Below are 13,171 nucleotides of genomic sequence, written 5' to 3'. Positions count from 1 at the left end.
CATGGTCACCCCTTCTTCGTCCCCAGAGTCGACAGAGCGCGCGCCTGCCGTCGGTCCCCGGTCGCTGCGCCGGATCGTCGCCGCGAGCCTCATCGGCACCACCATCGAGTGGTACGACTTCTTCCTCTACGGCTCGGCCGCCGCGCTCGTCTTCAACAAGCTGTTCTTCCCGGACTCCGATCCGCTGGTCGGCACCCTGCTGGCGTTCCTCACCTACGCCGTCGGCTTCGCGGCCCGCCCCATCGGGGCGCTGGTCTTCGGCCACTACGGAGACCGCATCGGCCGCAAGAAGCTGCTGGTGATCAGCTTGCTGCTGATGGGCGGCGCCACGTTCGCCATCGGGCTGCTGCCCACCCATGCGACGGTGGGCGCGTTCGCTCCCGTCCTGCTGACGGCGCTGCGGCTGGTGCAGGGCTTCGCGCTGGGCGGCGAGTGGGGCGGCGCGGTGCTGCTGGTCTCCGAGCACGGGGATCCGCGGCGGCGCGGCTTCTGGGCCTCGTGGCCGCAGACCGGGGCGCCCGCGGGCCAGTTGCTGGCGACCGGGGTGCTGGCGGCGCTGACCGCGCTGCTGTCCGACGGCGCGTTCGAGAGCTGGGGCTGGCGGGTGCCGTTCCTGCTCTCCGGAGTGCTGGTGCTGGTCGGTCTGTGGGTGCGGCTGGCGGTGGACGAGTCGCCGGTCTTCAAGGAGGCCCGTGCCCGTGCGGAGGCCCGCAAGGGCGGGGGGAGCGCGGTGGAGGAGCTGCCGCTGCTCGCCGTACTGCGGCACCACTGGCGTGACGTGCTGGTGGCGATGGGTGCCCGGATGGCGGAGAACATCAGCTTCTACGTACTGACGGCGTTCCTGCTGGTGTACCTCACCGACCACCTCGGCATGTCCCAGCAGACCGGGCTGAACGCGGTGCTGATCGCCTCCGCCGTGCACTTCGCCGTCATCCCGGCCTGGGGCGCACTCTCCGACCGGCTGGGGCGGCGTCCCGTCTACCTCCTCGGAGCGGTCGGCGTCGGCGGGTGGATCTTCCCGTTCTTCGCGCTGCTGGACACCGGGAGCTTCGGCCTGATCGTGCTGGCGGTGACGGTCGGGCTGGTGCTGCACGGTGCGATGTACGCGCCGCAGGCGGCGTTCTTCTCCGAGCTGTTCGCCACCCGTATGCGGTACTCGGGGGCCTCGATCGGGGCGCAGTTCTCCTCGGTGGCGGCCGGTGCACCCGCGCCGATGATCGCGACGGCGCTGCTGGCCGAGTACGACGGGTCGGCGCTGGTGTCGGTGTATGTGATCGCTGCCGCGCTGCTCACCGTCGTCGCGCTGGCCTGTGCGAGCGAGACCCGTCAGCGGGACCTGGCGACGGTGGGTGAGCCCACCACACCGGGCGCCGCTCCCGTCGACGCGGCGCCCTCAGCCGCCGAGGGCTCCCGTCAGCCGGTGGAGCCGTAGCGCGAGCTGGATCTCCAGCGCGCGGTGCGGTGCCTGCCAGTCGTCGCCCAGCAGCCGGCCCACCCGCTCCAGCCGCTGGGCGACGGTGTTGACGTGGACGTGCAGCACGTCCTTGGCCCGTACGGGGCTCATGCCGCTGGCGAAGTACGCGTCCAGGGTGGCCACCAGCTCGGTGCCGCGCCGCTCGTCGTAGTCGAGTGCGGGACCGAGGGTGCGGCGTACGAAGCCCCCGACGTCCCGGGTCTGTGTCAGCAGCAGCCCGAGAAAGCCCAGGTCCTCGGCCGCCGCGCCCGCACCGCGGCGGCCGAGCAGGCTGAGCGCCTCCAGACAGCGGCGGGCCTCCGGGTAGGCGGCGGCGACGGAGCCGGGGTGGGCTGCCGGGGACGGTACGGGCGCGGAGGCGCCGACGGTGACGGGCCCGCCGACGGCGCGGCCCAGCTCGGCGGCAACCTGCCGTGCCGTACGGGAGACGACCCCTTCGCCGCCGTGCGCCCCTTCGAGAGGTGGCACGGGCGCCCCTTCGAGGGGCAGCAGCAGCACCGGGCCGCCGTCCCGGGTGGCGGCCAGGCCGTGCCGGGTCGCGGCGAGATGGGTGGCCGCCGACCAGAGGCGCTGCCGGTCCGCCTCGTCGGGCGCGGAGACCGCCTCCCGGGAGGCGTCGAGGCGGGCGGCCAGCACGGTGTGCGGTACGTCCAGGTCCGCGTCGACCCGCGCTGCACGGTCGCGCAGCAGATGGGGCTCGCGGTGTGCGGCGTCCAGCAGCTCGTCCAGCAGCTCGCCCCGTACCCGCGCTTCGGCCTCGCCTGCCGAGCGGCGGGCGAGTTGCAGCAGCGAGGTCACCATCGCGGCGCGCTCCAGAGTGCGCTGGTCGACGGGGGCGAGCTCCGCGTACTCGTGCAGCAGCAGAGCGCCCAGCAGTTCGCCGCCCGCCGTGACGGCCGCCACCCAGGTGTCGCCCTCGCGTACGGCGTGTCCGTCGCGGCGGGAACGTTCGACGGCCGACGTCCACGCCGCGTCTGCCCGCCGGCCGTACTCGCCCGAACCGCCGAGCTCGACACGCTCGCTGAACTCCACGCGCCCGCCCAGCACTTCCGCCAGTACCCGCGTCACCTCGTCCACGCCGCCACCGCGCAGCACCAGCTCGGTCAGCCGGTCGTGGACGTCGGAGGCGCGGCGGATGGTCTCGTTGACCGCGCGCAGCCCGGCCAGCGCCTGGGTCGTCTCGGTCAGCAGCCGGGTGTTGTCGAGAGCGACGGCGGCGTGCGCGGCGAACGAGCGCAGCAGGGCGATCTGCTCGGGCCCGAAGACACGCTCCCGGCGATCGGCCGCGTACAGCACGCCTATGACCTCCCGCCCGCCGAGCAGCAGCGGCACCCCGAGAATGGCGATCAGCCCTTCCTCACCGACGGCCCCGTCGATGGAGTCGGTGTGCTCGAAGCGGGCATCGCGCGGGTAGTTCTGGGTCGCGTAGGGGCGCGCGGTCTGCGCCACGAGCCCGCCCAGCCCCTCCCCCATACCGAGCCGCAGCTGCTGGAAACGGGCCGAGACGGAGCCCTCGGTGACCCGCATATAGGTGTCGCCGCGCTCGGGGTCGTTGAGCGTCATATAGGCGGCCTCGGTGCCCAGCAGGCGGCGGGCCCGCTGCACGATCGCCTGCAGCACATCGTCCAGGTCGCGCAGGCCCGCAAGGTCGTGCACCGTCTCGAACAGCGCCGTCAGCTCGGCCTCCCGGCGCCGCCTGCCCTCCAGCTCGGCACGGATACGCAGGGCCAGCTGCCTGCCGCGCTCGGCGGCGGGGACGGTGTCGGACGGGGCGTGCGGTGCTGTGGTGTGCGCCGCCGGGTCGTCGTACGCCTCGGCGGGGGCGCCGCGGCTCAGCAGTTCGAGGTAGCCGAGGCAGGCGGCTTCGGCGTCGCGGTCGGGTGATTCAGGACTGTTGTCGGTGGGGCGTTGCATGGCCACAGGGTCAGTGAGCGGTCCACGCGCCGTCGAGAGGCAGAGCGGATCCCGTGAGGAAAGCGGCAGCGGGAGTGCACAGATAGGCGACCGCCTCGGCGACCTCGTACGGCTCCAGCAGCCGCTTGACCGCCGAATCCGCCAGCATGATCTCGGAGACGACCCGCTCGGCCGCAATGCCGTGCGCCTCGGCCTGGTCCGCGATCTGCCGCTCCACCAGCGGTGTCCGCACATAGGCCGGGTTGACGCAGTTGGCGGTCACCCCGTGCGCCGCCGCCTCCAGCGCCGTCGTCTTGGACAGCCCCTCCAGCCCGTGCTTGGCCGCCACATACGCCGACTTGTACGCGGAGGCCCGCAGCCCGTGCACGGAGGAGATGTGCACGATCCGGCCCCACCCCTGCGCGTACATATGGCGGAGCGCGCCCCGGGTGGTACGGAAGGGTGCCTCCAGCATGAGGGCGAGCATCCGGCGGAACGCTTCGGGCGGGAATTCCTCGATGGGGCGTACGAGCTGGGTGCCGGCCGCGTTGACCAGCACATCGACGCCGTCCGCAGCTCGCTCGGCCGCGTCCAGCCCCGCGGGGGCCGTCAGATCGAGGGGGTGGATCTCGACGGCTTCCTCCCCCGCGGGGCCCCGGGCCGCCTCCGCAGTCACCTCCGCCGCGAGCGACTTGAGCCCCTCCGGGTCCAGGTCGACCGCGCGGAGCCGGGCGCCCGCCGCGGCGAGCCGCACTGCGCAGGCCCGCCCGATACCGCTGGCCGCGCCGGTGACCAGGGCCGTACGGCCGGTGAGGTCCAGATCGACGGAACGGGACCCGGCGGGCCCGGAGCCGGGGGATGCGGGCCGAGGCGACTGAGGCGTCATGGCCGCAGCCTAGGGCCGCTCCGCGGACGCCCGGATGTGGTGGCTGTCCGCACTTTCCCCGGCTCATATGTGCCGGGGACACATCCGGTGCGGTCCGGCGTCGGCAATGTGGCTGCCCCACAGCGGCACGCCGGGACGGCTGGCGGACCGGCACGTTCGCCCGTCGCGGCCCGCGTTCTACGTTGCGGCTGTCCGGGCTCTGTGCCCGTATCCCCCACACCAGCACCACGGAAGGAACCCCTCATGCGAACCTCCGTGCGCACCGCGGCAGCGCTGCTGGCCGCCCTCACCCTCTCCGCGCTGGGCGTCGCCGGTACGTCCTCGGCATCGGCAGACGGGCAGCCGCGGACAACCGCCGCCCTCGAACAGGTCACCGACTTCGGCTCCAACCCCGGCGCCCTGTCCATGTACCGCTACACCCCTGACGGGCTCGGCGCCAAGCGCCCCGTGGTCGTCGTCCTGCACGGCTGCACCCAGAACGCGGTGACGTACTTCGACGGCGCGGGCTGGCAGCAGGCCGCCGACAAGCACGGTTTCTCCGTCGTCGCGCCGCAGCAGGAGACGGCCAACAACGCCAACCGGTGCTTCAACTGGTTCCAGTCCGGCGACACCGGGCGGGGCAGCGGCGAGGCGCTGTCCGTCCGGCAGATGGTGGACCGCACCGTACGGGACCTGGACGCGGACCCCTCCCGGGTGTACGTCACCGGGCTGTCGGCCGGCGGCGGAATGACCTCCGCGCTGCTCGCCGCCTACCCCGACACCTTCGCGGGCGGCGGCGTCATCGCGGGGCTGCCGCACGGTTGCGCGGACTCGGTGGTCGAGGCGTACAACTGCATGAACCCCGGCGTCAGCAAGACCCCGGAACAGTGGGGCGACCTGGTCCGCGCCGCGCACCCCGAATACACCGGCAAGCGGCCCCGCGCCTCGGTCTGGCACGGCACGGCCGACACCACCGTCGCTCCCCGCAATGCCAACGAGTCCGTCAAACAGTGGACCAACGCCCTGGGCGCCGACCAGAACGCCGACGCCACCCACCAACTCCCCGGCGGCACCACACAGTCCGACTACCAGGACGGCGACGGCCAGGTCGCAGTGCGCAGCTATCTGGTGGACGGCATGAACCACGGCACGCCCGTCAAGCCGGGCGAGGGGTGCGGGAAGGCGGGCGCGCACTTCCTGGACACCGTCTGCTCGACGTCGTATCTGACCCGGGACTGGGGCCTGAGCAACTGAGCCTCAGCTCCCGCCCTCAGTTCCGGCGCAGGATGACGGCTGCCGCTCCGGCCGTGACGATCGTGGCGAGCAGCCAGCCGAGGATGACGAGGGTCAGGGCTATCCACTGGGAGGGGCCTGTGGTCCGCCAGGCCGCCTCCTGGCCCAGGTCGAGCACCGGGAGCAGCAGATCGAGGGTGTAGATGAACGGCTCCCAGTGCGGCGCCTCGTCGGGTTTGAGGGCCGGGGGCGGGTTCTCGGCGAACCACACCGACCCGCCCGTCAGCAGCAGGACCAGCCACAGGGCGGCGCGGCCGGGCCGGTAGCCGTAGCCCAGTGCGAGGTCCTGGATGTAGTCCCACACCCGAAGCGGCAGCGGGAGGGTATCCCGGCGGCGCCGGAGCTTGGTGAGAAGAACAGTGTGTGCGTCGGCGTCCTCGCCGCCTGTCTGGAGGCAGGCGGCGAGGCGGTCGTACGGCTCGGGGCTGAACTCCGGGGTTGCCGCGTGCACCCAGGCCAGCCGCTGGTCCAGAGGGAAGGGGCCTTTCGGGATCAGGTACTCATAGGTGAAGCCGCGTAGTCGCAGACGGCCGTCGCCCGGCCAGCTGGCGGCCCGGTCGATCAGCCGGCTCACCACGGTGTCCTGGAGGTCCACACGACCGCGTTCCGGGCACTCGGGAGTGAACGTCAGCTCCGTGGCCTGGATGCCGCGCAGCGAGAGCTCTTGGTCGTGTGTCAGCTCCAGCCTTACGCCCTCCAGGACCAGCGCACCACCGATGGTCGAGCTGTCCAGGTTGATGCCTCCCTGGACGGCGGCGGCTTGCATGCGGGCCATCCGGGAATCGGACCCCGAAGGCAGTGGGCCGGGAGCGAGCATGAGGTTCTCCTCGACGGTGAGCCGGGACGCGGTGAGCGCCGACCTGCCGTGGGGATTGCTCAGCCGGGCGCCGTGCAAGCTGATGGTGCCGCCCACTCGTGCACCCCGCAGGGACAGCTCGCCCGCGGTCTCCAGCAGGTCGGCGTTCACGTCCTGGGCGACGTTCAGCCCGTCGGCGTCCAGCGACTTACCTCTCCTGGAACCGCCCAGCCGCAGGCCCTCCATGGTGAGGTCCGTGCCGATGTTGGCCTGCGCCAGTACCAGGCCCTGGGACAGTTCGCTGTCGGTCAGCCGCAGATCGCCCTCGACCGTCAGCCGCGTCGCCTCCAGCCGCTGCGCCCAGCATTGGTGCAGGATCACCGTGCTCGCCCGACAGTCGATGAGCCGCACCGGTTGCTCCAAGCGGCATTGCCTCAGTTCGACGGGCACGGTGATCTCCGAGTTGGACAGGTCGAGCGGCCCCTCGATCACACAGCCCGCCAGCTTCAGCGCCGGTGCCCTGCCCGGCAGCGCAGGCGGGCCGTCGAGCAGCAGCAGCGCCACTGTCCGGGCCCGTACGGTGCGTTCGGGTCCCCAGCGGAGGTCGCTGCGCACTGCGTCCTCCCGGGGATTCCCCGTACGCAGGTCGTACGCGCTGCCGTTCCGGTACGCCTGCCACATCCCCCACTCCGCCGGTGTCAGATCGTCCGGCGGTTCCCATGTGTCACGCTCGGCCACCCTGATGCCCTCCGTCCCCCACCCGTCCCACTGGGACGGCAGTTTCCCAGAAGGGCCCCAACCGACGCCCCCGAGCGGTCGATTGACGGAGGCCGTCAATTCGCTGGCGGCCTCAGGAGCGCCGCGAGTAACGTGCACGCCACCGGTAAGCCACTTACGCCCTCACGGGTGTGCGGGTTTCCAAGGGGGAGCGGTCGTGGGCGGGAAAGTGTCGTTCGGCAGGCTCGGACAGGCCGTGGCCGAGAGCGTCGGTGGGCTGCCCCGGCAGTTCTGGTGGCTGTGGATCGGGACTCTCGTCAACCGGCTGGGCGCCTTCGTGGCGACGTTCCTCGCGCTGTATCTGACGGTCGAGCGCGGCTATTCGGCCTCGTACGCGGGTCTCGTCGGCGCTCTCTACGGCCTGGGCGGGGTCGTCTCGTCGATCGGCGCCGGGGTACTGACCGACCGCATCGGACGGCGGCCGACCCTGCTGGTCGCCCAGCTGTCGACCGCGGTGTCCGTCGCCTCGCTCAGCCTGGTCACCCACCCGGTGGCGATCGCGGCCGTCGCGGGCCTCGTCGGTATGGCCACCAACGCCTCGCGGCCCGCCGTGCAGGCGATGATGGCCGACATCGTCAGCCCCGAGGACCGGGTGCGGGCCTTCTCGCTCAACTACTGGGCGATCAACCTCGGTTTCGCCATCTCCTCCGCCGGCGCGGGGCTCATCGCGCAGTACAGCTACCATCTGCTCTTCTTCGGCGAAGCGGCGATGGTGCTGGCCACGGCGCTGATCACCTTCTGGAAGCTGTCGGAGTCCAGACCGCAGACCGCGGTGCCGGAACGGGGACCCCACGCCGGCCGCGAGAGCGACATCTCCATGTGGACGGTGCTGCGGGACACCCGCTTCATGGTGGTCGTCGCGCTCAACCTGCTGCTGGCAGCGCTCATCCAGCAGGCGTTCGTCTCGCTGCCCATCGCTATGGGCCAACAGGGCCTGTCCAGCACCGACTTCGGCACCGTCATCGCCGTCAACGGCGTACTGATCGTGCTGCTCCAGCTCCCCCTCACCCGCTTCATAGAGCACCGCGATCCCGCCAAGCTGCTGATCGTCTCGGCGCTGCTGACGGGGTACGGGTTCGGGTTGAACGCGTTCGCCGGCGGCTCGGCGGCCTTCTACGCGCTCGCCGTGGTGGTGTGGACACTGGGGGAGATGATCAACTCCCCCACCCAGATGGGCCTGGTCGTCCGCCTCTCCCCCCTCCACGGCCGGGGCCGCTACCAGGGCATGTACACCCTCTCCTGGTCCGCCGCAGCCCTCGGCGCCCCCCTGCTGGGCGGCACCGTCATCGACCACTTCGGCGCCGCCGCCCTCTGGTCCGCCAGCGCTGTGGTGGGCACCGTCGCAGCGCTGGGCTACGCGTTGCTGCTCCGCAGCATGCGGGCGGACGACCAACAGGAGGGCAAGCAGGAGGGCAAGGGGGAGAGGGAGGAGAGCGAGGAGAGCGACCCACCGCACTCGGCGGCGCCGTCCTCCCCGAGTCGCGACCGTGAGCGGCCGGTGCGCTCGCCGTGACGGCAGCGCGGACTCACTGGATCGGGGAGTCGGGCGGCGGGAGCCGGACGGTGCGCTCCCGGTCGACGGATTCGACGCCGTCGACCGCCTCCAGCGCGGGTATCCGGTCCTCCGCGACGGAGCCGGAGAGCGTACCGAGGGCCGGCTGCTCCCCCGTGACCGTCAGTCCGGCCCGGCGCAAGGCCCCGACCACGTCCGCGAACCGGTCGGGGTCGACCGCGAGGATGACCCCGACCGGCGCGGACCCGGACGACTCGCTCACGGCGCCTGGAGCAGGCCGGCGCCCACGTCCGTGGCGGGCAGCGCCAGCGGGAAGGCACCGGTCAGCAGACTGGCCTTGAGATCGGCCGCGGACGCCTGGGGGTTCGCCTGGGCCAGCAGTGCGAGGACTCCGGCGACGTGCGGTGTGGCCATGCTGGTACCGCTCAGGGACTCGTACCCGCCACCCGGAGCAGCCGAGCGGATGTCCCTGCCCGGCGCGGCGATATCGACCTCGCCGCCCTGGCCGTTGATGGCGCCGTTGGAGAAGAACGACGGCGTGAGTGCCTTGTCGAGCGCGCCCACCGCAAGGATGGAGGGGCAGTTGGCGGGTCGGTTGACGGGCTCGATGCGCGGGGGCCGACGGCTGTCGTTGCCCGCGGCAGCGATGATCACCGTGCCGCGCCGGAGAGCACGCTGGGCCAGCTTCTCGTACGTCTGCGGGAAGAGCTCGCCCCGCCGGACCCGGGCACCGAGCGACATGGAGATCACCCGCGCACCGTGGGCGACGGCCCATGCCATGGCCGCCAGGATGGAGCCGTCGCTGCCGTCACCCGCGTTGTCGAGCGCCTTTGCCGCAAGGATCCTGGCCTCGCAGGCCACGCCGTAGCGGGGTCCCTGCTGGGGCTCGGCCGGGCCGGCAGCGGTGCCGATGCAGTGCGTGCCGTGGCCGTGGCCGTCCTCGGCGGTCTCGCCGGGCACGAAGGAGGCCGCCGCCTCGATGCGCCCGGCCAGATCCGGGTGGCGGGTGTCCACACCGGTGTCGATCACGGCGATCTTCACATCACGGCCGGTCAGGCTGGACCGGTTGCTCCGGATCGCCTGCAGCCCCCAGGTCCATGACCGCTCGTCGAAGGACGGGCCCTGGGCAGCGGCCATTTCGGCCATGGTGTGGTGGGCGACCACGTCCTCGTCGCTGCGGTACGCCGGGTAGAACTCGGTCGGCGCCTGCTGCGGGGCGGTGATCGGCAAGGCGTGGACCCTGCGCTCCGGCTCAGCCGCGATGATCGAGGGCTCCGCCTCGGCCGTGGCCACCAGCGCCTGGCGCTGCTCGGGCCGCACCTCGACGACGGCGGCCCCGAGTTCCTCGAAGAGCACCGAGACATCGGGGCGTTCAAGGAGTTCGGCAACGTTCGCCGTCTCGGTTCCCCGGACGCGCTCGACGGACGCGATATCGGCCGAAGAACGCAGTGCGTTCAGCCCGCTCTCCTGGTCACCCGGCTCGAGCAGGACCACGTATCGACCGGTGTAGTCCGATCCCTGGCCCGTGACGTGGCCGTTGGGCCGACCAGGCTGCTCGCCGAAGGCGCGCCCGTCCATAGGTCCGTTCGCCATTGATTACCCGCTTTCTGTGAGCTTCCCCCCTTGGACCGGCCGACATTGCCTCCCCTCTCACCGTGGCACCGGGCTCTGAAGCCCGCAACACGGTGCGATCTCGGAGGCAGAGCATTCGCGGAGCGGTGCGCATAGGCGGGGAGGGCGGGGGTACCGCCGGGGGCTGGGTGACCCAACACCAGACCGACGTACAGAGTCGAACGGAGTCGGCCATGACCACGACACATGAGGCCCCGCCCCGCACGGACATACGCAGGAAGGCAGCCACCGACGAGTCGGTGGGCCACCTGGTGCAGCAGGCGTCGGGGCAGATCTCCCAGCTCGCGCGGCAGGAGATGCGGCTGGCGCAGATGGAGATGCAGCAGAAGGGCAAGCGCTTCGGCATCGGCGGCGGCATGTTCGGCGGAGCGGGAGTGATGGGCTTCATCGCCCTGCAGGCGCTGGCCGCCACGGTCATCGTGGCCCTCGACATCGTGCTGCCGCTGTGGCTGGCGGCCCTGGTGGTGACCGGTCTGCTGGCGGTGGTCGCGGGCGTGCTGGCCCTTGCCGGCAAGAGCCAGCTCAGCAAGGCCGGTCCGCCGACGCCCGAACGGACCGTACAGAGCGTGAAAGCCGACGTGGCCGAGGTGAAGGAGAGGTCGCACCGATGACGGACAGCACCAAGACCAACGGCCATGGGCCCGCACCGAGCCCGGAGGAGTTGCGGGCGCAGGTGGAGGAGACGCGCCGGGAGCTCGGCGAGACCGTCGAGGCGCTGGCGGCCCGCGCCGATATCAAGTCGCAGGGCCGGGCCAAGGCGCGGCAGGCGGCGGAGCGGACGCGGGAGAACCCGTCCGTGCCTGTCGCCGCGGGCGTGGCCGCCCTGATCGCCCTCGTCTTCCTCGTCCGGCGCGGCAGCAGGCGGCGGCGCCGGTGAAATGCGTGCCCCCTCCCTTTCGGCACCTTCCGATCAGGGGGTGCCCCTGTCCGATGTCTGCGGACTGCGGGAATGTCGTGGCTGGGCGCGCAGTTCCCCGCGCCCCTTCGGGGCGCGGGGACCTACTGCTTCCGCTCCGTCAGATGTGTGAACGCGTCCAGATTCCGGGTGGATTCGCCGCGCGAGGTGCGCCAGGCGTACTCCTTGCGGATGGCGGTGGCGAAGCCCATCTCCAGCAGGGTGTTGAAAGAGCCGTCGGCGTTCTCCAGGACGCTGCCCAGCAGGCGGTCGATCTCCTCCGGGGTGACGGCGGCCAGGGGCAACCGCCCTGCGAGATAGATGTCGCCGTGTCCGTCCACCGCGTAAGCGACGCCGTACAGCTTGGTGTTGCGCTCCAGGAGCCAGCGGTGCACGGCGGCGTGGTTCTCGTCGGGGTTGCGGACGACGAAGGCGTTGACCGAGAGGGAGTGTGCGCCGACCGCCAGGGAGCAGGTGGTCCGCAGTTTGCGGGTGCCGGGGAGCGTGACGACGTACGTGCCGTCCGCGGGGCTCTCCCACTCCAGCTCGGCGTCCTTCAGCGTCTGCTCGATCGCCGCCCGCGCGGCGGCAGCAACGTCACCCATGCGGCGATCGTAGGCGACCCCGCCGTTCCTGCAACGCGGCGGCGTACACCTCCGCGGTGGCCTCCGCCGCCGCACCCCAGCCGAAGCCCTCCGCGTGCCGGGCCGCGGCGGAGCCCAGCCGCTCGGCCAGACCCGGGTCGGCGGAGAAGCGGCGCAGGGCACGGGCGTACTCCGCGGGGTCATGACCGGCGATCAGATAGCCGCTGACCCCGTCCCGGACGGCGACCGGCAGCCCTCCCACGGCGGCGGCCACCACGGGGGTGCCGCACGCCTGCGCCTCGGCGGCGACCAGGCCGAAGGATTCGCTGTAGGACGGCATGACCAGCACGGACGCCGCCCGGTACCAGTCGGCGAGCTGTTCCTGGCCGACCGGTGGCCGGAACATGACCAGGTCGGCTATGCCCAGCCGCGCTGCGAGCTTCTGAAGCCCCTCCGGCTTGGCCAGCCCGCTGCCGCTGGGTCCGCCCACCACGGGGACGACCATCCGGTGCCGTAGCGAGGGGTCCTCGTCCACCAGCAGGGCGACGGCGCGCAGCAGCACGTCGGGGGCCTTCAGCGGCTGGATGCGTCCGGCGAACAGGGGGATCAGCGCGTCCTGGGGCAGGCCGAGGCGGGCGCGGGCCGCGGCCCGGCCGTCACCCGGGCGGAAGCGGTCGAGGTTGACGCCGGGGTGCACGACGGCGGTGCGGTCGGCGGGTGCCTCGTAATGGTGGACGAGCTCGCCCGCCTCCTCGGCCGTGTTGGCGATGAGACGGTCGGCGGCCCCCACGATCTGCATCTCGCCGATGACGCGCGCTGCCGGCTCAGGGGTGTCGCCCTCGGCCAGGGCCGCGTTCTTGACCTTCGCCATGGTGTGCATGGCGTGCACCAGCGGGACGCCCCAGCGCTGCGCGGCGAGCCAGCCGACATGCCCGGAGAGCCAGTAGTGCGAGTGCACCAGGTCGTAGTAGCCGGGCCGCTGCCCTGCCCACACCTGCATCACCCCGTGTGTGAAGGCACACAGCTGCGCGGGCAGCTCCTCCTTGGACAGGCCCTCGTAGGGGCCCGCGTCGATGTGCCGTACGAGGACGCCGGGGGCCAGCTCGACGGTGGGTTCGAGTGCGCCCGTCGTGGCGCGGGTGAAGATCTCGACCTCGGTGCCCTGCGCGGCGAGCTGCCGCGCCAGTTCCACGATGTAGACGTTCATGCCGCCCGCGTCGCCCGTCCCCGGCTGGTGGAGGGGGGAGGTGTGGACACTGAGCATCGCCACGCGGCGGGCACGGCGGGGGCCGGGGAAGCGCAGCAACGGGGTCCTGGGCTGGTGCGGGAGCGCGGAGCGTGCGCCGCGCCACTGACCGAGCCGGGACACGTAGTGGCTCACGGTTCCGATGCCTCCTCCGTTGCGGACTGCGGACGGTGCGGTACGGGGTGTGGTACGGGACCAGGCCG

General features: G+C 72.2%; 12 protein-coding genes. 5 read left to right on the top strand and 7 right to left on the bottom strand.

What is annotated here, in order from left to right:
• Position 1: 1 nt before the first annotated feature.
• Complete coding sequence (locus ACTWP9_RS22935) at positions 2-1,432, top strand: MFS transporter (RefSeq protein ID WP_443248120.1); 1,431 nt, start codon at positions 2-4, stop codon at positions 1,430-1,432.
• Here the strand turns inward: ACTWP9_RS22935 and ACTWP9_RS22930 are convergent.
• Positions 1,394-3,388 (bottom strand): helix-turn-helix domain-containing protein, encoded by a 1,995-nt coding sequence (locus ACTWP9_RS22930; protein WP_443248119.1) that lies wholly within the window; start codon positions 3,386-3,388, stop codon positions 1,394-1,396. The genes ACTWP9_RS22935 and ACTWP9_RS22930 overlap by 39 nt on opposite strands.
• Positions 3,389-3,398: 10 nt before the next feature.
• Positions 3,399-4,253 (bottom strand): 3-hydroxybutyrate dehydrogenase, encoded by an 855-nt coding sequence (locus tag ACTWP9_RS22925; protein ID WP_443248118.1) that lies wholly within the window; start codon positions 4,251-4,253, stop codon positions 3,399-3,401.
• A 243-nt stretch (positions 4,254-4,496) separates the two neighbouring features.
• On the opposite strand from ACTWP9_RS22925, the gene ACTWP9_RS22920 reads away from it, so the two are divergent.
• Positions 4,497-5,486, top strand: a complete 990-nt coding sequence (locus ACTWP9_RS22920; protein WP_443248117.1) for an extracellular catalytic domain type 1 short-chain-length polyhydroxyalkanoate depolymerase — start codon at positions 4,497-4,499, stop codon at positions 5,484-5,486.
• A gap of 16 nt (positions 5,487-5,502) precedes the next feature.
• Here the strand turns inward: ACTWP9_RS22920 and ACTWP9_RS22915 are convergent, their stop codons facing one another.
• Positions 5,503-7,002 carry an oxidoreductase gene (locus ACTWP9_RS22915; RefSeq protein ID WP_443248251.1) on the bottom strand — a complete coding sequence of 500 codons (1,500 nt, stop codon included), beginning with the start codon at positions 7,000-7,002 and terminating at the stop codon, positions 5,503-5,505.
• Between the two features lie 265 nt (positions 7,003-7,267).
• On the opposite strand from ACTWP9_RS22915, the gene ACTWP9_RS22910 reads away from it, so the two are divergent.
• Entirely contained in the window at positions 7,268-8,611 is a 1,344-nt protein-coding gene (locus ACTWP9_RS22910) for an MDR family MFS transporter (RefSeq protein WP_443248250.1), read from the top strand.
• Between the two features lie 13 nt (positions 8,612-8,624).
• Here ACTWP9_RS22910 and ACTWP9_RS22905 read toward each other — a convergent pair whose 3' ends face one another.
• Entirely contained in the window at positions 8,625-8,873 is a 249-nt protein-coding gene (locus ACTWP9_RS22905; RefSeq protein WP_443248116.1) for a hypothetical protein, read from the bottom strand.
• On the bottom strand, positions 8,870-10,204 hold the full coding sequence (locus tag ACTWP9_RS22900; protein WP_443248115.1) for a S8 family peptidase: 1,335 nt from the start codon (positions 10,202-10,204) through the stop codon (positions 8,870-8,872). Before ACTWP9_RS22900 ends, ACTWP9_RS22905 begins: the two co-directional genes overlap by 4 nt.
• 212 nt (positions 10,205-10,416) lie before the next feature.
• On the opposite strand from ACTWP9_RS22900, the gene ACTWP9_RS22895 reads away from it, so the two are divergent.
• Together ACTWP9_RS22895 and ACTWP9_RS22890 are read left to right on the top strand one after the other, a co-directional pair.
• Positions 10,417-10,854 carry a phage holin family protein gene (locus ACTWP9_RS22895; RefSeq protein WP_443248114.1) on the top strand — a complete coding sequence of 146 codons (438 nt, stop codon included), beginning with the start codon at positions 10,417-10,419 and terminating at the stop codon, positions 10,852-10,854.
• Complete coding sequence (locus tag ACTWP9_RS22890) at positions 10,851-11,120, top strand: DUF3618 domain-containing protein (RefSeq protein WP_443248113.1); 270 nt, start codon at positions 10,851-10,853, stop codon at positions 11,118-11,120. The genes ACTWP9_RS22895 and ACTWP9_RS22890 overlap by 4 nt, the downstream gene beginning before the upstream one ends.
• A 122-nt stretch (positions 11,121-11,242) precedes the next feature.
• Here the strand turns inward: ACTWP9_RS22890 and ACTWP9_RS22885 are convergent, their stop codons facing one another.
• The gene (locus ACTWP9_RS22885; protein ID WP_443248112.1) at positions 11,243-11,743 is read right to left on the bottom strand and encodes a YbjN domain-containing protein; all 501 of its coding nucleotides are present in this window, start codon (positions 11,741-11,743) and stop codon (positions 11,243-11,245) included.
• Positions 11,736-13,103 (bottom strand): D-inositol-3-phosphate glycosyltransferase, encoded by a 1,368-nt coding sequence (gene mshA, locus ACTWP9_RS22880; protein ID WP_443248111.1) that lies wholly within the window; start codon positions 13,101-13,103, stop codon positions 11,736-11,738. The genes ACTWP9_RS22885 and mshA overlap by 8 nt, the downstream gene beginning before the upstream one ends.
• Positions 13,104-13,171: the final 68 nt, after the last annotated feature.

This window comes from Streptomyces sp. 3N207 (genome assembly GCF_052246355.1).
Taxonomy (GTDB): Bacteria; Actinomycetota; Actinomycetes; order Streptomycetales; family Streptomycetaceae; genus Streptomyces.
The sequence above is the reverse complement of the archived record's forward strand: the minus strand, read 5'-3'. Positions and strand labels throughout refer to the sequence as shown.

Bases quoted from the DNA above. Each gene is read 5' to 3' on its own strand.
- ACTWP9_RS22895 (WP_443248114.1), top strand. From the start codon at position 10,417: ATGACCACGACACATGAGGCCCCGCCCCGCACGGACATACGCAGGAAG.
- ACTWP9_RS22930 (WP_443248119.1), bottom strand. From the start codon at position 3,388: ATGCAACGCCCCACCGACAACAGTCCTGAATCACCCGACCGCGACGCC.
- ACTWP9_RS22900 (WP_443248115.1), bottom strand. From the start codon at position 10,204: ATGGCGAACGGACCTATGGACGGGCGCGCCTTCGGCGAGCAGCCTGGT.
- ACTWP9_RS22885 (WP_443248112.1), bottom strand. From the start codon at position 11,743: ATGGGTGACGTTGCTGCCGCCGCGCGGGCGGCGATCGAGCAGACGCTG.
- ACTWP9_RS22925 (WP_443248118.1), bottom strand. From the start codon at position 4,253: ATGACGCCTCAGTCGCCTCGGCCCGCATCCCCCGGCTCCGGGCCCGCC.
- ACTWP9_RS22920 (WP_443248117.1), top strand. From the start codon at position 4,497: ATGCGAACCTCCGTGCGCACCGCGGCAGCGCTGCTGGCCGCCCTCACC.
- ACTWP9_RS22915 (WP_443248251.1), bottom strand. From the start codon at position 7,002: ATGTGGCAGGCGTACCGGAACGGCAGCGCGTACGACCTGCGTACGGGG.
- ACTWP9_RS22935 (WP_443248120.1), top strand. From the start codon at position 2: ATGGTCACCCCTTCTTCGTCCCCAGAGTCGACAGAGCGCGCGCCTGCC.
- ACTWP9_RS22890 (WP_443248113.1), top strand. From the start codon at position 10,851: ATGACGGACAGCACCAAGACCAACGGCCATGGGCCCGCACCGAGCCCG.